The sequence below is a fragment of the Streptomyces sp. BK239 genome, from assembly GCF_004217285.1.
Lineage (GTDB): Bacteria > Actinomycetota > Actinomycetes > Streptomycetales > Streptomycetaceae > Streptomyces.
In genome coordinates this window covers 80,076-98,936 of the sequence record NZ_SHKS01000002.1, presented here as the reverse complement: position 1 = coordinate 98,936, position 18,861 = coordinate 80,076, and the positions used below count along the sequence as shown (strand labels likewise).

At 73.4% G+C, this 18,861-nt stretch carries 16 protein-coding genes; 7 read left to right on the top strand and 9 right to left on the bottom strand.

Annotated elements, in window-relative coordinates; genetic code table 11:
- Window positions 1-161: 161 nt before the first annotated feature.
- Both EV567_RS06345 and EV567_RS06340 read right to left on the bottom strand, forming a co-directional pair.
- Window positions 162-707 carry a toxin-antitoxin system, toxin component gene (locus EV567_RS06345; RefSeq protein WP_130438282.1) on the bottom strand — a complete coding sequence of 182 codons (546 nt, stop codon included), beginning with the start codon at window positions 705-707 and terminating at the stop codon, window positions 162-164.
- 32 nt (window positions 708-739) lie between these two features.
- Window positions 740-1,390 carry a helix-turn-helix transcriptional regulator gene (locus EV567_RS06340; protein WP_130437670.1) on the bottom strand — a complete coding sequence of 217 codons (651 nt, stop codon included), beginning with the start codon at window positions 1,388-1,390 and terminating at the stop codon, window positions 740-742.
- A 229-nt stretch (window positions 1,391-1,619) separates the two neighbouring features.
- Between EV567_RS06340 and EV567_RS06335 the strand changes: the two genes are divergently transcribed.
- Entirely contained in the window at window positions 1,620-2,285 is a 666-nt protein-coding gene (locus EV567_RS06335; RefSeq protein ID WP_165430317.1) for a hypothetical protein, read from the top strand.
- 70 nt (window positions 2,286-2,355) lie between these two features.
- On the opposite strand, the gene EV567_RS06330 is transcribed toward EV567_RS06335, so the two are convergent.
- The 3 genes from EV567_RS06330 to EV567_RS06320 are packed head-to-tail and all read right to left on the bottom strand — an operon-like array spanning window position 2,356 to window position 4,579.
- Window positions 2,356-3,303 carry a PDR/VanB family oxidoreductase gene (locus tag EV567_RS06330; RefSeq protein WP_130437669.1) on the bottom strand — a complete coding sequence of 316 codons (948 nt, stop codon included), beginning with the start codon at window positions 3,301-3,303 and terminating at the stop codon, window positions 2,356-2,358.
- On the bottom strand, window positions 3,300-3,518 hold the full coding sequence (locus tag EV567_RS06325; protein ID WP_165430313.1) for a hypothetical protein: 219 nt from the start codon (window positions 3,516-3,518) through the stop codon (window positions 3,300-3,302). The genes EV567_RS06330 and EV567_RS06325 overlap by 4 nt, the downstream gene beginning before the upstream one ends.
- Window positions 3,515-4,579 (bottom strand): aromatic ring-hydroxylating dioxygenase subunit alpha, encoded by a 1,065-nt coding sequence (locus tag EV567_RS06320; RefSeq protein ID WP_130437668.1) that lies wholly within the window; start codon window positions 4,577-4,579, stop codon window positions 3,515-3,517. Before EV567_RS06320 ends, EV567_RS06325 begins: the two co-directional genes overlap by 4 nt.
- 404 nt (window positions 4,580-4,983) lie before the next feature.
- On the opposite strand from EV567_RS06320, the gene EV567_RS06310 reads away from it, so the two are divergent.
- Window positions 4,984-5,502, top strand: coding sequence for a VOC family protein (locus EV567_RS06310; RefSeq protein WP_130437666.1), 519 nt, complete (start codon window positions 4,984-4,986; stop codon window positions 5,500-5,502).
- Between the two features lie 243 nt (window positions 5,503-5,745).
- A complete protein-coding gene (locus tag EV567_RS06305; protein ID WP_130437665.1) occupies window positions 5,746-7,797 on the top strand; it encodes a phosphocholine-specific phospholipase C in 2,052 nt (683 codons plus the stop codon).
- A gap of 80 nt (window positions 7,798-7,877) precedes the next feature.
- Here EV567_RS06305 and EV567_RS06300 read toward each other — a convergent pair whose 3' ends face one another.
- Together EV567_RS06300 and EV567_RS06295 are read right to left on the bottom strand one after the other, a co-directional pair.
- On the bottom strand, window positions 7,878-8,855 hold the full coding sequence (locus tag EV567_RS06300; protein ID WP_130437664.1) for a hypothetical protein: 978 nt from the start codon (window positions 8,853-8,855) through the stop codon (window positions 7,878-7,880).
- The gene (locus EV567_RS06295) at window positions 8,852-9,655 is read right to left on the bottom strand and encodes a phosphatase PAP2 family protein (protein ID WP_130437663.1); all 804 of its coding nucleotides are present in this window, start codon (window positions 9,653-9,655) and stop codon (window positions 8,852-8,854) included. The genes EV567_RS06300 and EV567_RS06295 overlap by 4 nt, the downstream gene beginning before the upstream one ends.
- A gap of 214 nt (window positions 9,656-9,869) precedes the next feature.
- Between EV567_RS06295 and EV567_RS06290 the strand changes: the two genes are divergently transcribed.
- Window positions 9,870-10,484, top strand: a complete 615-nt coding sequence (locus tag EV567_RS06290; protein ID WP_130437662.1) for a TetR/AcrR family transcriptional regulator — start codon at window positions 9,870-9,872, stop codon at window positions 10,482-10,484.
- 421 nt (window positions 10,485-10,905) lie between these two features.
- Here the strand turns inward: EV567_RS06290 and EV567_RS06285 are convergent, their stop codons facing one another.
- Window positions 10,906-11,394, bottom strand: coding sequence for a peroxiredoxin (locus EV567_RS06285; protein ID WP_242620698.1), 489 nt, complete (start codon window positions 11,392-11,394; stop codon window positions 10,906-10,908).
- A 452-nt stretch (window positions 11,395-11,846) separates the two neighbouring features.
- On the opposite strand from EV567_RS06285, the gene uppS reads away from it, so the two are divergent.
- Both uppS and EV567_RS06275 read left to right on the top strand, forming a co-directional pair.
- Window positions 11,847-12,572, top strand: a complete 726-nt coding sequence (gene uppS, locus EV567_RS06280) for a polyprenyl diphosphate synthase (protein WP_278044737.1) — start codon at window positions 11,847-11,849, stop codon at window positions 12,570-12,572.
- A gap of 158 nt (window positions 12,573-12,730) precedes the next feature.
- Window positions 12,731-14,080, top strand: coding sequence for an oxygenase MpaB family protein (locus tag EV567_RS06275; RefSeq protein WP_407071573.1), 1,350 nt, complete (start codon window positions 12,731-12,733; stop codon window positions 14,078-14,080).
- Window positions 14,081-14,748: 668 nt separating this feature from the next.
- Here EV567_RS06275 and EV567_RS06270 read toward each other — a convergent pair.
- Window positions 14,749-15,741 carry a DUF2510 domain-containing protein gene (locus EV567_RS06270; protein WP_130437659.1) on the bottom strand — a complete coding sequence of 331 codons (993 nt, stop codon included), beginning with the start codon at window positions 15,739-15,741 and terminating at the stop codon, window positions 14,749-14,751.
- Window positions 15,742-16,142: 401 nt separating this feature from the next.
- On the opposite strand from EV567_RS06270, the gene EV567_RS06265 reads away from it, so the two are divergent.
- Entirely contained in the window at window positions 16,143-18,854 is a 2,712-nt protein-coding gene (locus EV567_RS06265) for an AAA family ATPase (protein ID WP_130437658.1), read from the top strand.
- Window positions 18,855-18,861 lie beyond the last annotated feature (7 nt).

Here is an 18,861-nt window from a genome sequence, read left to right as displayed (position 1 = left end):
ACTCCCCAGCTTGCCGCCCACCACTGACAATCCGGCTCCGCCCGTCACCGGTTCGCCCGCTCAGCCCAGACACGCCGTCACCCTGGCCCCGGCGGAAACGGCTCCCGCGCCGGAGCGGAACCGCGCGGCGACCGCCGGGGGCGCGGGGGAGGGGGAGCCCCTCAGCTCGCGCCGCGGTCCTTCGGGCCCAGGTAGCCGAGAGCCGCCTCGATCCGGCCGGCCAGGTGGTCGCGCCGGCCGCGGCCCCGACCCGGAGAACCCGCCAGCCAGGCACGGCACTTGCTGGCCAGCAGCAGGCCGAAGCGTTCGGCGTCCCGTTCGTCGGCCTGGTCGAAGCGGGTGCGCGCGGCCACCGTCCTGACCGTCGCCCGGAGGTCGGCGCCGTCGCTGAGTAAACGAGCCGCGACGGCGGCGCCCTCCACGTGGTGGCTGCAGTGCCCCGCCTCCATGTGCCACAGCTCGTGTCCGAGGATCACCAACTGGTGGTCCGGCGCGGTGCGTTCCTCGACGACGACGAGGTCCTGGTCCGCCATGTCGAGCCACAGCCCGCTGGCCGTGCCGGGCGGGAAGGGAGCCGTACGGAAGTGGACGGGGCGGCCGCGGCGTCTGCTCATGCCCTCGCACAGGGCCGCGTAGAGGTCGGCCGGCGCGGCGGGGGCCGGGAGGAGGGCCAGCTCCGCGACCAGCTCGTCGCACAGACGGCGCATGTCCTTGCTGATGCCCACAGTTCTCTCCCGGATCACGACTCGGGCCGCTTCACGCTCTCCAAGAGCATGTCCAGCCACTCGGCGACCTTGTCGCGGTGCTGGTCGGTGGGCAACTGCGCGGCGCGCCAGGCGATGCCGCGCACCCCGTGGTCCTGGAGCAGCCGCTCCAGCGGATCCTCGGCGGCCGCGGCCGCCTCCCGCGCGGCGAGCCTCTGCAGCAGGTCCTGCTCGGTGCGCTGGAGGGCGCCGGCGAGCGCCTCGGGGTCCTCGGCGGTCAGGAAACCGGCGTTCACGTGGAAGAAGCGCTGGATGGCGTCGCAGTGCTCCATCGTGGGCCGGCGGTCGCCGTTGATGAGGGCGCCCGCCTGCTGCCGGGACATGCCGGCGCCGTCGGCGATCTCCTGCTGGGTGTACTTGCGCCCGTTGGGCTTGAGCCGGGTGCGGCGCAGCAGGTCCAGCCGTTGCAGGAAGCGGGCCTGGACGTCCGGCTCGCCCGCGGGCCGCCCGCTCAGCAGGGCCTTGACGACGGCCTCCGGGACGCCGGAGGCCACGGACAGCCGACCGGTGTCGAAGACCTCCGTGTGCGGCACGCCCAGCCGGTCCGCGAGTGCGGCGACACGGGCGACGACGGCCGACAGCAGAACCGTCGCCGTGGCGCCCGGAACCTCGAAGCCATCCGTCACCGACAGGTCTCCTACGTCTCTCACGACCCTCTCACAGGCACAGGCGATCGCCGTGAACTGACCGGAGAGTAGCGGGTCCTTCGAACTCACATCCAGACATCGCCACAACTGTGGCCTATTTCAGCCGTCAACGAGGGCCTAATGCCACGATAGTTGACACGCCTTGCGTCGGGGCACCAGGATCGGGGCGCCGCTTGAAGGCGGCAGAGGCAAGAGGGGTGACCTCCCGATGGCATATCAGGCAGGCGGGCAGCGGTCGGCGCCGCGGCCCGTCCCCGACAGTCCTCGGGCCCAGGCCTACCTCGAGGACTACGCCGCCTACCTGGAGGCCGTCTCCTTCCCGTCCGTCGTGCTGGACCACCGGTGGGACGTCGTCCTGGCCAACACCGCTTTCCGGACACTTTTCCGGGACGTGGGCCCGCACCCGACGGCCCGGCCCGACGACAACTTCCTCCGGTTCGTCCTCTTCCATCCCGACGCGGCCGCGGTCCTCGGCGACCACGAGGCGAGCTGGTGCCTGCCGATGCTGGCCCGCTTCGCCGAGGCCCTCGAACGGCACGGCCACGACCCCGCTCTCCAGGCGGTCCGGCGGGAGATCGCCCAGGACCCGATCATGGAGGCCGCCTACCGGCAGGGACTGCCGCACTGGATCCGCGCGGTGGGCGAGGACGCCGTCGAGCACGACGGGGCGGTCAGGCCCCTCTTCCACCCCGACCCTCGCTGGGGCGCCACGCAGTGCCGTATCGTCGACGAGACGCCGAGGACCCTGAGCGAGTGGGGGTTCGCCCGGCTGACGATGGTGCTGCGCGAGGCCCCCGCGCCCGCGCCCCGCAGGGCCCCGAGGCCCCGCCGCACCGCGGGACACCTCAGCGTGGTTCCCGCCCCCGAGGTCTGACCGGGCACCGCCGGCGTTCAGGTCGCCGACGGCGCCCGGGCGGACCGGCGCCCGCCTCACCGCCGAGCGGTCACAGATCCAGGACCAGCCGCTTCCCCCGGCACCGCGACACGCAGATCATCATCGTCTCCCCGGCCTCGCGCTCCTGCGCGGTGAGCACCGAGTCCCGGTGGTCCACGGCGCCCTCCAGCACGTCGGTCTCGCAGGTGCCGCACGTCCCCTCGGTGCAGGAGAACAGCACCTCGACGCCGGCCGCGCGGACGGCGTCCAGCACGGAGACGTCCGCCGCGACGGTCACCGTCCGGCCGCTCCGGGCCAGCTCCACCTCGAACTCGGCGCGCTCACCCGGCGGTTGCTCCTCGGGCTGGAACCGTTCGACGTGCAGTACCCCGGGCGGGCACCTCTTCTCGACGGCGTCGAGCAGCGGGCCCGGGCCGCAGCAGTACACCAACGCCCCCTCGGGCAGCCCGTCCAGCACGGGTGCGAGGTCCAGCAGCCCGGACTCCTCCTGCGGGACGAGCGTGACCCGGTCGCCGTAGCGCGCCAACTCACTCGTGAACGCCATGGACTTGCGGGAGCGGCCGCCGTAGAGGAGGGTCCACTCGGCGCCGGCGGTCTCGGCCGCCGCGAGCATCGGGAGGATCGGGGTGATGCCGATGCCGCCCGCGATGAAGCGGTAGCGGGGCGCGGGCCGCAGCGCGAAGCGGTTGCGCGGCCCGCGCACCCGCACGCGGTGACCCGGTGCCAACTCCTCGTGCACATAGGCCGATCCGCCCCGCCCGGCCGGCTCGCGCAGCACCGCGACCCGCCATGCCGAACGGTCCGCCGGGTCGCCGCACAGCGAGTACTGGCGCTCCAGGCCCGGCGCGAGGACGAGATCGACGTGGGCGCCCGGCTCCCACACGGGCAGCGGCTCGCCCAGGGGATGGCGCAGCGTGAGCGCGAGCACGCCGTCCGCCGCCGACTCCGCCTCGGCGACGACGAGTTCGGCCTCGGGCACGGCCGTCCCGGCGGTCATGAGCCGCTCCCTCGCGGTCCGGAAACCGGCCGGTCCGCCGGGGGACGCGCAGCCGCGGTCGCCGGGCGGTGGCCTTCGGGGTGGCCGAGCATCCACTCCCACATCGCGATCGGGTCCTGGGCGGTGTGCTCGGCGCCGCAGTGGCAGGTGCCGTGCAGGATGTCGGTGCCCGGCAGCCAGTCGATGCGGTAGATCTCGCCCGTGGGGCCGCTCACAGCGCGGGCTCCGCCGGCTTGTCGCCCTCCTCGACCAGCCGGGCGAGGATACGGCGCGCGGCCAGCCCGCCGGTGTCGATGTTGATGCTCAGTTCCTGGTAGCCGGAGCGCTCGGTGCCCAGGGTCCGCTGCAGCAGGTTGAGCGCGTCGACGTCCTGCATGACCACCGTGTGGTTGCTGGTCCGCAGGAACCCGGTGACCTCCTCGTCGTCGACCGCCCAGTCCCGGGAGACCATCCAGAAGTCGTACACCTTGCCGTCGTCCGACGGGGTGATCGCGTACGTGACCTCGGTGTGGAACCCGCCCGGGTCGCTGCCGTCCGCCTCGGGCAGCACACCGACCGGGGCGACCCGGCTGTGCAGCAGGTACAGGCAGGGCGCGTGGTACTCGATGTCCTGCCAGCGCGTGATGCGGCCCTCGATGCCCGTCGAACGGGCGTAGAACGGCGGGCACTCGGCGTCGTCCATGTGCCGGCTCACCCGCACGACGCCCGCGCCCTCGTCGACCTCGGTGGTGATCGGAGTCTCGGCGACCTCGGGGGTGCCGATGTAGCCGCCGTGCAGATACGTCTCGTGGGACAGGTCGAGGAGGTTGTCGACGAGCAGCCCGTAGTCGGCGTCGATGGGCTCCATCCCGCGCACGGTGGTCCAGCCGGGGGAGTCGAGGTGAGGGGCGCGCGGGATGCCCCGCTGATCGGCGAGCGCGGGATCACCGATCCACACCCAGATCAGGGAGTCCTGCTCCACCACCGGGTAGGAGGCGACCCGCGCGGTGCGCGGAACGCGTTTCTGCCCGGGCACGTACACGCAGGCGCCCGTCGTGTCGTACGTGAACCCGTGGTAGCCGCACACGATCCGGTCGCCGTCGAGACCGCTGCGCGACAGCGGGTAACGGCGGTGCACGCAGCGGTCGTGCAGGACGACCGGCGTGCCCTCGCCCCCGGTGCGGTACAGGACGAGGGGCTCACCGAGGATCGTCCGGCCGAGCAGGTCCCGCCCGACCTCATGGCTGTGGGCGGCGACGTACCACTGGTTCCTGGCGAAGGCGGTCGTGTGAGGCATGGCGTTCCCGTCCCTGAGTGCGGGGCGCCGTCGCCCCGCGGCCGTGATGGCACTCAGGTTCCTGAGGGCCGCGACCGCCCCGCAAGACGGTTTCTGTCAGGCGGAAGGACTTCCACGCGTGCTGCCGTGAGCACGCCGTTCCCGCCGGGCGCGGGCGGCCGCCGGGTCCGGGACGACGGCGGCACCGAGGTCTGCGCCGAACCGCTCGCCGACGGCTCGGTCGCGGTGGGCCTGTCGGGACCGCGCTGGTCCTGTGGGCCTGCCGCGAGCAGGCCCAGCAGAGGCGGACCCGCGCCTGAGGCGACCCGGCGACGGCCGGGACGCCGTGCTCGGCCGGGGCGGACGGACTCTGCGATGCTGATCACGAAGGGACCCGTCCGCTTCGCCGCCCGAGGAGAGAAGAGATGACCAGCACGCCCAACGAAGAAGCACAGCCGGACCGTTCGGCCTTCGAGGCCCAGCGGCAGCGGATCCGGGAACGGCACCTGCGGCCGAGCGGGTCGCGCCCCGCGTCGTCCGCCCGCGGCCTGCACCACACCGCCCTGATCAGCAGCGACGTCGAACGGACCGTCCGCTTCTACCAGGACGTGCTGGAGTTCCCGCTGACCGAGCTGATCGAGAACCGCGACTACCCCGGCTCCTCCCACTTCTTCTTCGACATCGGCAACGGCAACCTCCTCGCCTTCTTCGACTTCCCCGGCCTCGACGTCGGCCCCTACGCCGAGGTCCTGGGCGGGCTGCACCATGTGGCGATCTCGGTCGAACCGGAGCGCTGGCGCCGCCTCGTCGACAAGCTCGCCGAGGCCGGCGTCGACCACGTCGTGCACAGCGAGGTCTCCGTCTACTTCCGCGACCCCGACGGCGCCCGCATCGAGCTCATCGCCGACCCGCTGGGGGAGATGTACGGCAACGAGGTGCTGTGAACGCCGGTCGTGCGACGGCGCGCTGAGCGCTGACCCGCCGTCATCCCTCCCCGCACACCCCTACGTACCGTCGAGCTTCACGCTGACGCCACCCGGTACTTCCCCTTCGTTCCGGGCGGCCTTGGAAGACTTCTCGCGCGCGCACTCCGTCGTCCGCCGGCCGACTCGCCGGCCGACCGTCGAACCGGCCGACCGTCGAACCGGCGGGCCCCCGGCAAGAACCGCACGAGAGGTCCTCCAGCCATGTCCGAAGTCAACCGGCGCAGATTCCTCCAGATCGCGGGCGCCACCACGGCCTTCAGTGCCCTGTCGGGCAGCATCGAGCGCGCCGCCGCCCTCCCCGCGCACCACCGCACGGGCACGATCGAGGACGTCGAGCACATCGTCGTCCTGATGCAGGAGAACCGTTCCTTCGACCACTACTTCGGCACGCTCAGGGGAGTACGCGGCTTCGGCGACCCGCATCCGGTCACCCTCGCCGGCGGCAGGTCCGTGTGGCACCAGTCGGACGGCGCCAAGGACGTGCTGCCCTTCCACCCCACCGCCGACGACCTCGGCATGCAGTTCCTGGAGGGCCTGCCGCACAGCTGGCCCGACGGCCAGGCGGCCTACCACGGCGGCCGCTACGACCGCTGGGTCCCCGCCAAGGGCACCACCACCATGGCCTACCTGACCCGCGAGGACATCCCCTTCCACTACGCCCTCGCCGACAGGTTCACCGTCTGCGACGCGTACCACTGCTCCTTCATCGGCTCCACAGACCCCAACCGCTACTACCTGTGGACCGGCCACACCGGCAACGACGGCCGCGGCGGCGGGCCGGTCCTGGGCAACGACGAAGCCGGATACGACTGGACGACCTACCCCGAGCGGCTGGAGAAGGCCGGGATCTCCTGGAAGATCTACCAGGACATCGGGGACGGCCTCGACGCCAAGGGCTCCTGGGGGTGGATCCAGGACGCCTACCGCGGCAACTACGGCGACAACTCCCTGCTCTACTTCCACAAGTACCGCGACGCCCGGCCGGGCGACCCGCTCCACGACAAGGCCCGCACCGGCACCGACGTCAAGAACGGCGACGGCTGGTTCGACGTCCTGCGCGCCGACGTCAAGGCGGGCAAGCTGCCGCAGATCTCCTGGATCGCCGCCCCGGAGGCGTTCTCCGAGCACTCCAACTGGCCCGCCAACTACGGCGCGTGGTACATCGCGCAGGTCCTCGACGCGCTCACCTCCAACCCGTCGGTGTGGGCGAAGACGGCCCTGTTCATCACCTATGACGAGAACGACGGCTTCTTCGACCACGTGGTGCCGCCGCTCCCGCCCGTCTCACCCGACCGGGGCCGCTCCACCGTCGACGTCTCCCTGGACCTCTACCCGGGCGGCGCCACCCATGTCGCGGGGCCCTACGGTCTCGGGCCGCGCGTGCCCATGCTGGTCATCTCGCCCTGGAGCAAGGGCGGTTACGTCTGCTCCGAGACGTTCGACCACACCTCGGTCATCCGCTTCATGGAACGTCGGTTCGGTGTGCGGGAGCCGAACATCTCGCCCTGGCGGCGCACCGTCTGCGGTGACCTCACCTCGGCCTTCGACTTCTCCCGCAAGGACGCCGAGCCGGTCGCGCTCCCCGACACCGACGCCTACGAGCCCCCGGACCGCGTGCGCCACCCCGACTACCGGCCCACCCCGCCCGCCCAGGGCGTCCTGCCCCGGCAGGAGCGCGGCACCCGGCCCACCCGGCCGCTCAAGTACGCGCCCAGCGTGGACGGTTCGCTCGACCCGGCCGCGGGCACGCTCACCCTCACCTTCGCCTCGGGCGCCACGGCGGGCGCCGCCTTCCTGGTCACCTCCGGCAACCGGGCCGACGGGCCGTGGAACTACACCACCGAGGCCGGCAAGAAGGTCTCCGGCACCTGGGACCACGCCCGCTCCGACGGCACGTACGACCTGACCGTGCACGGCCCCAACGGCTTCCTGCGCGTCTTCCGGGGCCGGGGAGACGCCGCGGGCCCCGAGGTCGTCGTACGGCACGTGGGCGACCGGCTGGAACTGACGTTCACCAACCGGGGTATCGGGACCGCCGAGTTGAAGGTGGCGGACGGCTACGGCGGCCGGACGACGACGGTACGGGTGCGGGCCCGAGCCGTCCTCAGGCGGACCGTCGCTCTGTCGGCGAGCCGACGCTGGTACGACCTCACCGTGACCTCGGTCCAGGACCCGTCCTTCCGGCGGAGGTTCGCCGGGCACGTGGAGAACGGCCGGCCCGGGGTGAGCGATCCGGCCATCGTGACCGTGTGACCGCCCCTGGAGGGTGAAAGGCTGGTGAGGGCGCAGCGCCATTGCTGGAGTCGCCGCGGGGCCGGGGCAGCCTGACAGCGTCACAGCCGCGTCAGGTGCTCCGTGCCCCGTGCGGCGTGCCGGCGGCGGGACGCCCTCGTCGCGCGGGGGAGCAGGGCCGGTTCGGGGGAGGCCGTCCCGGGTTCCAGGGCGAGGACGGCCGCCACCGGGTGTTCCTCCTCAAAACCGGTTCCCGGCGTCGCCCGGGACAGCAGCACCACGCCCCAGCCGGCGAGTCCCGCACCCGCCGCGGCGAGCAGCACGCCGGCCGGTCCCCCTTCGAGCCGTTCGCCGAGGAGCGACAGGCCGATGACCGCGGCCGCCAGCGGATTGGCCAGCGTCACCACCGCCAGCGGAGCCCCGAGGCCGCCCCGGTAGGCCGTCTGCGACAGCAGCAGCCCAGCCGTCGAGAACGCGGCCACCAGCAGCGCCACACCGATCACCTGCACGCTCAGCACCGGGCCGGACCGGTCCGTCGCGGCGACCGTCACCGTCTGGGTGAGGGCGGACGCCACGCCCGAAGCGAAGCCGGACGCGCCCGCGTGCCGCAGGCCGGGCCGGGCGCCGGGCCGCGCCAGCAGACCGATCACCGTCGCCGTCGCCCCGGCCACCGCCAGCGCCTCCGGCGCGCTCAGCACCTCCTCGGGCGACGTCCCCGACGCGGTGACCAGGATCGCGGCCAGGCCGGCCAGGGTGCAGGCGGTGCCCCGCCACTCGGCCGCGCTCACCCGCCGGCCCGCGACCCGCGCGCCCATGGGCACCGCCGCGACCAGGGTGAGCGCGCCCAGCGGCTGCACCACGGTCAGCGGACCGTACTTGAGCGCCACGACGTGCAGCAGCGCGGCGCCCGCGTTCAGCCCCACCGACGCCCACCAGGCGCCCCGGCGCAGCATCCGCGCCACGCCCGAGCCCGGGGCGCGGGAGGCCAGCCGCTCCTGGGCGACGGCGGCGGCCGCGTAGGCGACGGCCGACAGCAGCGACAGGCCGACGGCGACGAGGGTGGCGTACCCGGCGCTCATCGTCCCGCCCCCGCGAGCTGGCGTTCGCCGGCCGGCGCGAGCCGTGGCGCACCGCGTCCGGCCGGCGTGCCGACCGTGCCGCGGCGTGGCACGCGGACCAGGGCGAGCGCGAGGCCCAGCAGGGCCGCGGCGACCAGCGCGTCGAGCCAGTAGTGGTTCGCCGTCCCGACGATCACCAGCAGGGTGACCAGCGGATGCAGCAGCCACAGCCAGCGCAGGCGCGACCGGGTCGCCACGACGAGGCCGATTGCGACCATCAGCGCCCAGCCGAAGTGCAGCGAGGGCATCGCGGCGAACTGGTTCGACAGGTGATCGGTCTGCGGCGGCCCGTACACCGACGGCCCGTACACGCGCGCGGTGTCGAGGAGTCCCGTCGCGACGAGCATGCGGGGCGGGGCCAGCGGGAACGCCAGGTGCAGCGCCAGGGCGGCGGCCGTGACGGCGGCCAGCACTCGGCGCGCCCAGACGTAGTGCGCCGGGCGGCGCAGGTAGAGCCAGATCAGGAAGGCGGCGGTGGCCGGGAAGTGGACGGTCGCGTAGTAGGCGTTCGCGACGCGGACCACCGTGTCGCCGTGCAGCAGCAGGGACTGCACCGCGCCCTCGCCGGGCAGCCGCAGCCACCGTTCCACGTCCCACACGCGGTGCGCGTCGCGGAAGGCCTCGCCGGTGTGGCCGGCGGCCAGTTGACGGCCGAGCTTGTAGACGAGGAAGAGCCCCGCGACGAGCAGGAGCTCACGGACTATCGGCGGCCGTGCCGGTATGTCCGGCTCCGCTTGTACAGGCTCGGTGCGGGCATTCATCCCCCGGCCCCTTCGCTGACGGTGGTGGTGCGTGTGACTCGTGGTGCGTGTGATGACGGCAACATCATCGATACGGTGCCGTACCGATACGCCAGTGTACCGATACGCGCGGGTACCGGTACACTGGCGTATCGATTGCGTACGACACACTTGAAGCAGGCCCCCGCGGGGAGAGACCTGTAGGGACACGACGGAGACAAGAGGAGAAGCGCCGATGACGTCGCAGGCCGCGGACGGACCGGAGTCGGTCACCGCCTCGCGCCGCTCCAAACTCACGCCCGAGCGTGAGCAGGAGTTCTTCGACGCCGTCCTCGAACAGATCCGCGAGTGCGGGTACGACGCCGTGACGATGGAGGGGGTCGCCGCGACCACGCGGTGCAGCAAGTCCACGCTGTACCGGCAGTGGCGTACGAAGCCGCAGTTCGTGGTGGCCGCCCTGCGCTCCCGCCGGCGCTCACGCCTGGACGGCATCGACACCGGCACCCTCGCCGGCGACCTGCGCGAGGCCGCGCGCGCCGCCGCCCGGTGGTCCATGACCGACACCAAGCTCCTCCAGGCCCTCGGCCACGCCGTCACCCAGGACCAGGAACTCGCGCGGGCGCTGCGCGAGGCGCTCGTCGACCCGGAGATCGCGGCGCTGCGGGACATCCTGCGGCGCGGGGTCGAGCGCGGCGAGATCCCGGCAGATCACCCGGCGCTGGAGTACATCCCGGCCCAGATGTTCGGCGTGGTCCGCGCCCGCCCCGTGGTGGACGGCACGTACGCCGACGAGGAGTACCTGCTCCGCTTCGTGGAGGCCGCCGTGCTGCCGGCGCTCGGCCTGACCTGAAGACCCAGGCCGCCGCCCGCGGGATGACCGGACGGCGACCTGCACGCGCCGCACCGTGGGGACGGGGGCGGCGCACCCCCGGCCGGGTGGGCCGCCCCATGAGCGGCAGGCGCCCCACCCGGCCGCCCGGGGCCCCTGCCCGCACGCGCCCGTGAATCCGACCCGCGCCTGCCCGGGCCGGAGCCCACGGCCGCCCGGGTCACGCGTCCCGCCCCAAGCAGCCCGCACTCGGCCGCCCCGCGACTCGGCCCGCGCCCGCCCGGCATGGCAGCTCGCGGCCGTCCGGCGCGGCCAGGGCTACACCCTGCGCGTCAGCGCCACCCGGGCAGCCCATCGCCGGCTCCTCGCCCCCGCCGATCAACCGGGTCAGCGCCTTCATCCCCACCGAACCGTGATCGCCGCCGGCAGCTGTGCCGACGTGTCAAGGCCGGTGGGCGTTGTCGCTGAGCCAGGTCAGGACCTGGTCGGCGTGCTTGTCCGGCGGGAAGACCGGGTGGAAGACGTGCTCGATCATGTTGTTCTTGATGATCAGCGTGAGCCGCTTGTACAGCGTCAGCCCGCCTGCGGTGAAGGTGGGAAGGTCAAGTGCCCGGCCCAGACGCCGTGCGGGGTCGGACAGCATCCGGAACGGCAGACGGAGCCGCTCGGTGACCTCACGTTGGTAGTCGCTGTCCTGGCTGGAGAGGCCGTACACCTGGGTCGCGCCGGCCGCGAGCAGGTCCTGGTGGTGGTCGCGGAAGCCGCATGCCTCGGCGGTGCAGCCACGGGCGCCGGGGATGGTGTCCCAGCCCTCGGGCAGATCGGTGCCGGGGCGGCCCGTCAGCGGATAGATGTAGAGCACCGTGCGACCTGCGCCCAGCGCCTCAAGGCTGACCATGGCGCCGTACACCCGCTCGCCGGGCCAGCTCACCTATCCGCATGCCTCTCACCTCGAAGAACGCTAAATCTTGCCCCTGAGGGTAAGGTCAAGCGCTCTGCGGCCCACCCCGATCACCTGTCCGCGCTCCTCTACGAGATCGGCGTCCCCACTGCACAACACGCGGCGCCGCGATCCGAGGCCGGCAGCGGCGGCACGGCCGCACAGCGAAGGGCACGGGGTCGGCTCGGGACTGGAGTGCGAAGAGTGAAAGAGGCAGAACCGGCACTCCCCGCGAAGCCGTGGGCTGGCAGCCTGAGGAGCAGTCAGCGTATCGAGTCGCTTCTTGCTGACGCATGAAGCGACGTGCGGTGGGTGGGCAGTCGCCTTGGAGGTGGTGAAGGGCCTGGCCGGTCCTTCTCCCGCCCGGGGCAGACGTCACGATTCTGGGGGCGGATGTGACACCACGGCATGCTCTCGCGGGGCGCACTGGACCGGGCGGCGAGTTGTCGCGCGGGTTGCCCCGTCACGTCGCTTGCGTGATGGACGGCAACGGGCGGTGGGCGGCACAACGGTCGCTGCCGCGGACGTCGGGGCACCGTGCCGCGGAGACGGCGGTGATCGACGTCATCGAGGCGGCCCGTTCGGCCGGTGTCGGATGGTTGAGCCTTTACGCGTTCTCCACGGAGAACTGGCGCCGCCCGAGCACCGAGGTCGACTTCCTCATGCACCTGGTGCGCCGCGTGGTGCGCAAACACGCCCCGCTGCTGCACGCGCGCGGCATCCGCTGCCGCTTCCTCGGCGTGACCGATCCGCGGGTGCCCGCGGCGCTCACCCGGGACTTCGCCGACCTGACGACCCTGACGGGCGGCAACCGCGGCATGACGCTGACCATCGCCTTCGACCACGGCGGGCGCAGGGACATCGTGGAGGCCGCACGCTCCATGATCCGCAGCGGAGTGCCGGCCGAAGCGGTGTCCGAGGAGAGCTTCGCCGCCCACCTGCGCTTCCCGGACACCCCCGACGTCGACCTGGTCATCCGGACCTCCGGGGAGCAGAGGATCTCCAACTTCATGCTCTGGCAGGTCGCCTATGCCGAATGGGTGTTCCCGCCGGTGCTGTGGCCCGACTTCCGCGCATCGCACTTCCTCGAGTGCCTGCACACCTACCGGCAGCGGGAGCGCCGCTTCGGTGACGTGCTGCCGCATCAGAACGGAGAACATCGGCCGTGACCCACGCAGACAGTGGTTCCCGAGGGAGCAACGGAGCCTACGCCACACGTTCCGGCGGCGCATCACATCCCCTCACCGGGGAGGAGGCGACGGAGCCGTTGTTCGGGCCCGGCTCGCAGTTCGACGAGTTCTTCAACGACCCGCGCTGGGCACTGGCCATGGTCCGGGCGACCGTCCTGGAGGCGGCCCACCCGCAGATCGGCGCCGCCCTGATCGACAACTCCACGTTCGTCGCCCATCCCTGGCGGCGGCTGCGCAACACCTTCCTGAGCATGCAGCGCATGTTCGGTGCCGACGATCACGTCCGGCAAAGGGAGGCGGCCCGGCTCAACCGCCTGCACGCACGGCTGAACGGCACCGACCCGCAAGGCCGCTCCTACGACGCGATGTCCCCCGACGTACGGGCTTGGGTGGTGGCGACACTGTTCGAGAGCGCCGTCACCATGTGCCGACTCGGCGGCCAGCCCCTCGAGCAGCACGCCATGGAGCGGCTGTACACGGAGTTCCAGGCGTTCCTCGCCGCCATGGGAGATGAGGCCGGCCATCTGCCGCCCACCTTGCAGCAGTTCTGGCAGTACTACGACCGGGTGGTGGAGGAGGAACTGGAGAACACGGAGGCGATGCACATCATCCTGTACAAGCTCTTCGACCACCTCCCCGCCCCGCCACTGCTGACCGGACTGCCCACCCTGTGGGGGGCCGGACGCGTGGTGGCCGGCCCTGTCATCGGGGCGATCACCGTGGCGTCCCTGCCCGAGCCGTTCCGCCGGCGGGCGGGGCTGCCGGAAGTGCCCGGCGCGCAGACCCTGATGCAAGGCGCCTACCTGGCCGCCGGCCTGGCCCGCCTCCTGCCGGGCGGCTGGATCAACGCCGGCGCCATCACCGACCTGCTGTTCCTCTCACCCGACAGCGACGACCCGCGAGCCCGCACGATCACCGCCCTGCGCGACAAGATGAACCGGGCCGCGGCCCTCGTCCGGCTCGTCACCCCTCTCCCCGCCGAGCCGGAACCCGCCCCGGAAGGCGAAACGCTGCGCAGCGCCGAGGAGTTCTTCACACAGGTGCTGGACCAGACCGGCAACGGTTACCTGGACTGGCCCGACCTCGCCGCCATGGCCCGCGAGCTGTCCAGCCGTCTCGACCTGGACGAACCCGAGGAGACCCGGCTGTACAACGCCTTCGCCGACTGGTGGCGGGAACTGCAGGCCGCCGTCGACGCCGACGGCGACGGCCGCATCAGCGCGCACGAATATGCCGTGGCCGCCCCCTCCATGGCCGGACCCGCACTGATCCGGGTCGCGGAAGTCCTCTTCGACGTCACCGACAAAGACGGAAACCAGACCATCGACGCCGATGAATACCGCGCCCTGTTCCGCACCGCCTTCCACCGCGACACGACCGGCGCCGGGACGGCGTACACGCACAGCGCATTCGTCAAGGACTTCCTGTCCTTCATGACCGGCCGCCGACGCACCACCCCCTACGATCCCCTGCTCGCACAGGCGTGAGCCCGGTCCGCGAGCCCGGCAGCGCCGACGCCCGCGCTGTTCGACCCCGCGCGGGGCCGGCCGGACTCCGGGTGACGAACCGGATCCTGCCGAGCCGGCGCCGGAGGCAGGGTCCGACGAGATCGAGATCCGGCTGAACCCCGCCTGGCGGCGCAACCGGAAGGCGAGTGCCGCACCAGCCATCCCGACGCGGTGGAGGGGCTTGCCGCAGCAAGCGGCGACGACATCGACGGGCAGGGCTGCTTCGCCTTCGACCTCCTGCTGTCCTGCACGGTCCGCCCTCGGGCCGCTCGGTGATCCGACACTCGCCCGCGCGGCCCGCCCGGGCCGGTAGCGCAGGGCGGGGGCCATGGCCGTCCGGCCGCCCGCGGTGCGCCGCCGGCCGCTCGGCTCAGGCGTCCCGGCCCTGCAGCCTGCGGTGCGCCCCCGGCCGCCCGGTGAGTCGGCCCGCGCCCGCATGGCCCGCCCGGGCCGGTAGCGCAGGGCGGGGGCCGTGGCCGTCCGGTCGCCCGCGGTGCGCCGCCGGCCGCTCGGCTCAGGCGTCCCGGCCCCGGCAGTCCGCGGTGCGCCGCCGGCTGTGCGGCTGCAGGATTCCTGCTGCGGTAGTCCAGGGCGGGGCCCGGCCGTCCGTCCTCAGGCGCCCCGGCCGGGGCGCCCGTCAAGGCGCCTCACACGTCCTGGCCGTTTCCCCCGCCCTTCGCCGGCTTGATTCCCTTGGTGATGGTGTCGATCACCGACGGGCTCTGGTCGGCGTCCACTCCGAAGCGCAGGACGACGAACCGCTTGGCGTCGGCCGGTGCCGGGAACGCCAGGGACTCGACGAAGCCGTCCGCGCCTTTGCTGGTGATCGCCTTCCAGCGGACCAGGTAGCCCTTCTGCCCGGCCACCGTCACCGCCTGCGAGGCGAGCACCTGGTGCGAGGTGATCGCGCCGTAGGTGGTGCCGCCGTAGGACTCCTTCGCGTTCGCCTCGATGTCCGCCTTGGCGATCGCCTCCGCCGTGGAACCCTTGGCGCCCAGCACCTCGGCGGGGGCCGAGTACACACCGCCCTTGGTGCACGTCTTGGTGGTGTCGCCGGGGCACTTGTAGGCGGAGTCGGAGGTCACCTGAGCGCCCCCGGTCATCTGCTGCCCCGTCCAGCCGGCCGGGATGGGGATGCTGATCCCGTTGAGCGGGTCCGTCACCGCACCGCTCTTGATCTCCGGGGGCGCGGACCCGCGGGGCGACCCGGGAGAGCCGTCGGAGCCCTCCGAGTCGCCGAACGGGCCGCCCCCGCCGCCGTCCTGCCCGCCGGGACCGCCCCGGCCGCCGGGCCCCTGCGCCGTGCCGGGGTCGCCCGAGCCGCCGTCGTTCTTGGTCAGCGCGTACACGCCGATCCCGATGCTGGTCAGCACCGCCACGGCCGCCGCGACGGCTATGCCGGTCCGCAGCCCGCGCCGTCCGCCCTTGCCGGGCGGCGCCGCCGGGTACTGCGGATAGGCGGAGTGCGCCGGGTAGGGCGCGGCGGCCGGCCCCTGCGCCGGCGGACCCCACGCGGCGGCCGAGCCCGCGGGGCGGGTCCGGTCCGTCCACGCACCGCCGTCCCACCAGCGCTCGGTGGCGGGACCGTCACTTGTCTGCCCGGGGTCGGGGTACCACCCGGGGGGAGTCACCTGCGTCATGTCCCCACCGTATGAGGCGTCGGTGAAAGTCGGATGAGAGGGATGCCGTCCCGTGCCTCCCCATGGTGACCGGCGCGCCCCCGCCGCGCGAGCCCCCCGACGCCGTCGCACGCCGTCCCCCCTGCGCGGGCGCGCCCTCCGGACACCGGCGGCGCCCTCCCTCCCGTGCGGGCCGGCCGCCCGGAGCCCGGCGAGGCGCCCTGGCCGAAACGCGACGTCAATTCGACGCGCGCCGAACGGCGTTGACGCTCCGGAGTCTCCTGCGCAGGCCCGTCGGGGCGGCTCGGCCCGCTCGCCGTCACCCGTGGAGGCAACAGCTGGCCCGACCGCCCCCGCGCGGGCCGCCGGAGGGCTACGCTCAAGGTCTGTACGTCGTTCGGGCGACTTGGGGAGGTAGCGGGATGACGGAGGTACGGCCGGCGGCGGCCGCCTCGGCTTCCCTGTGGGAGCGCGACGCGGAAGTCGCCGCCATCGAGCGGGCGGTGGAGGCGCTCCGCGCCGACCGCTCCTCCTCGGGCCATGTGCACGTGCTGCGGGGCGAGGCGGGCCTGGGCAAGACGACGCTGCTGGCCGAGACCCGCCGCATCGCGGAGGCCCGCGGCTGCACCGTGTGGTCGGCGCGAGGCGGCGAGACCCTGCGGTCCGTCCCCTTCAACGTCGTACGCCAACTGCTGCAGCCCGCGCTGCTGTCGCTGCTGCCGGAGGAGGCCCGCGAGTACCTCGGCGACTGGTACGACATCGCCGGCCCCGCCCTCGGCATCGCCGAACCCGTCGCGGGCCACGCCGACCCGCAGGGCGTGTGCGACGGCCTGGTCGCCGCCGTGAGCCGGCTGGCCGCCCGCTACTACCCGCTGGTGCTGCTCGTCGACGACGCGCACTGGGCCGACCAGGAGACCCTGCGCTGGCTCGCCGCCTTCACCGAACGCCTCGACCACCTGTCCGTCCTGCTCGTCATCGCCCGCAGGCCCGACGTCAGGGGCGACGCCGCCGGACACCTCGACGCGATCTCCGGCGCCGCCGCGCACTCCGTGACCAGCCTGAGCGCCCTCACCCCGGACGCCGTGGCGGGCCTGACCCGCGACACCCTCGGCGCGCACGCCGACGACCCGTTCTGCCGCGAGGTGTGGGCCGTCACCGGCGGCAACCCCTACGAGACCGTCGAACTCCTCGCCAAAGTGCAGGAGAGCGAACTCGACCCGAGCGAGCCCTCCGCCACCGAACTGCGCCCCCTCAACCGCTCCGCCCGAGGCGGCGGACTCGTCGCCCGCCTGGAGGAACTCGGCGTCGACGCCCACCGGTTCGCGATGGCGGCCGCCATCCTCGGCACCGACATCTCCGTCGACGAGGCCGCCCGGCTCGCCGTCATGAGCCGCGAGGACGCGGCCCGCTGCGCCGAACTGCTGCGCAGCGCCCGCATCCTGACCGCGCCCGACCCGGCGGCCATGCCCTCCGCCGACGGCGACCTGGAGTTCCTCCACCCCCTGATCGCCTCCGCGATCTACGAGTCCATCCCGCCGAGCCTGCGCACCGCGATGCACGGCATCGCCGCCGCGGTCGTCACCGACGCCGGCAAGGGTCTCGCAGCCGCCTCCCGCCACCTGGTCCAGGTCCACCCCGAGGGCGACGAGGAACTCGTCGAGCAACTGCGCGGCGCGGCCCGCGAACACCTCGCCGTCGGCGCCCCCGACGCGGCCCGCCTCTGCCTGGAACGCGCCCTGCAGGAACCGCCCCCGCCCGACGTCCACGCCCGTGTACTGCACGAGTTGGGCAGCGCCACCCACCTCACCGCACCCGCGAAGACCATCGAGCACCTGCGGGCGGCGCTCGCCATGCCGGGCCTCGACGGCGGCGAACGCGTCGACGCCATCTTCCGCCTCTCCCAGGCCCTCCTGCACAACGACCAGATGGCGGAGGCCGTGCGCACGGTCGAGGCCGAGGTCGCCCGGCAGCCGCCGGGACCGGCGCGGATGCGGCTGCAGGCCGTGCAGTTCATGTGGGAGGGCGTGCACGCCGGCGAGACCGCCTCCCCGGCCCGCTCGCAGAGACTCGCCTCGCTCGCAGCGACCTGCGCCGGCCGCGACAACGCCGAACGCGCCCTGCTCATCCTGCGCGGCTTCGACGCCATGACCCACGGCGAGAACGCCGAGGAGGTCGTCGAGTACTGCGACCGGGCCCTCGTCAACGGCCGCCTCGCGCCCGGACTCGGCTGGACCGACCCCGAATGGGGCCTCGAACTGCTGATGATGCTGGCCAGCTCCTACGCCTACACCGACCGCCTCGACCGCGCCGAGGCCCTCTTCAACGAGGCCCTGCGCGCCTACGAGACGGCCGGCTGGAGCGGCGGCCACCTCGCCCTCGCCCACGCCTACCTCGGGCTCGGCCACCGCCGCCGGGGCCGTCTGAAGGACGCGGAGAAGTCCCTGCGGGAGTCGCTGCGGCTCGCCGAGCGCGTCGGCCGCGGCCTGCCCCTGTACTGGTCGGCCACCTGCAACCTCGTCGACACGCTGCTCGCCCGCGGCCATGTCGACGAGGCGTGGCAGATGGCCGAACAGCACGGATTCGCCCCGCCCTACCCGTCCACGATCGTGCTGCCCGACCCGCGGTCCGTGCGGGGCCGGCTGCTGCTCGCCGTAGGCCGCACCAAGGACGCCGTCAACGAACTGGAGGAGGCCGAGAAGGCGGCGGCCGTCCGCGGCCACCTCAACCCCGTCATGGTCCCTTGGGCCGTCGACCTCGCCCGCGCCCTCGCCACCGAGGACCCGGCGCGTGCGGCCCGCCTCGCCTCCGACGCCCGCCGCCAGGCCGAACGCTTCGGCACCGACACCGCGATCGGCGAGGCCCTGCGCTGCGCCGCCGCCCTGGAGACCGGCCAGCGCGCGGTCCGGCTGACCGCCCAGGCCGTCGCCTACCTGGAGGCCTCACCCTGCCAGTACGAGCACGCGGCGGCCCGCGTCGAACACGGCATCGCCGCCCGCTCGGTGTCCGAACTGCACCGCGGTCTCACCCTGGCCCGCTCCTGCGGCGCGGACGGCCTGGTCGTCAAGGCCCAGCAGGCACTGGACGGTCTCGGCGCACCCCAGGTGGGGCTGGTCCCCGGCCAGACCCGCCGCTGACTCCACT

What these genes read in the sequence shown, in the direction of transcription:
- EV567_RS06305 (WP_130437665.1), top strand. Translation starts at nt 5,746, where the DNA reads ATGTCCGAAGTCAACCGGCGCAGATTCCTCCAGATCGCGGGCGCCACC.
- EV567_RS06270 (WP_130437659.1), bottom strand. Translation starts at nt 15,741, where the DNA reads ATGACGCAGGTGACTCCCCCCGGGTGGTACCCCGACCCCGGGCAGACA.
- EV567_RS06310 (WP_130437666.1), top strand. Translation starts at nt 4,984, where the DNA reads ATGACCAGCACGCCCAACGAAGAAGCACAGCCGGACCGTTCGGCCTTC.
- EV567_RS06330 (WP_130437669.1), bottom strand. Translation starts at nt 3,303, where the DNA reads ATGACCGCCGGGACGGCCGTGCCCGAGGCCGAACTCGTCGTCGCCGAG.
- EV567_RS06265 (WP_130437658.1), top strand. Translation starts at nt 16,143, where the DNA reads ATGACGGAGGTACGGCCGGCGGCGGCCGCCTCGGCTTCCCTGTGGGAG.
- EV567_RS06345 (WP_130438282.1), bottom strand. Translation starts at nt 707, where the DNA reads ATGCGCCGTCTGTGCGACGAGCTGGTCGCGGAGCTGGCCCTCCTCCCG.
- EV567_RS06290 (WP_130437662.1), top strand. Translation starts at nt 9,870, where the DNA reads ATGACGTCGCAGGCCGCGGACGGACCGGAGTCGGTCACCGCCTCGCGC.
- EV567_RS06300 (WP_130437664.1), bottom strand. Translation starts at nt 8,855, where the DNA reads ATGAGCGCCGGGTACGCCACCCTCGTCGCCGTCGGCCTGTCGCTGCTG.
- EV567_RS06335 (WP_165430317.1), top strand. Translation starts at nt 1,620, where the DNA reads ATGGCATATCAGGCAGGCGGGCAGCGGTCGGCGCCGCGGCCCGTCCCC.
- EV567_RS06275 (WP_407071573.1), top strand. Translation starts at nt 12,731, where the DNA reads ATGGTCCGGGCGACCGTCCTGGAGGCGGCCCACCCGCAGATCGGCGCC.
- EV567_RS06320 (WP_130437668.1), bottom strand. Translation starts at nt 4,579, where the DNA reads ATGCCTCACACGACCGCCTTCGCCAGGAACCAGTGGTACGTCGCCGCC.
- EV567_RS06295 (WP_130437663.1), bottom strand. Translation starts at nt 9,655, where the DNA reads ATGAATGCCCGCACCGAGCCTGTACAAGCGGAGCCGGACATACCGGCA.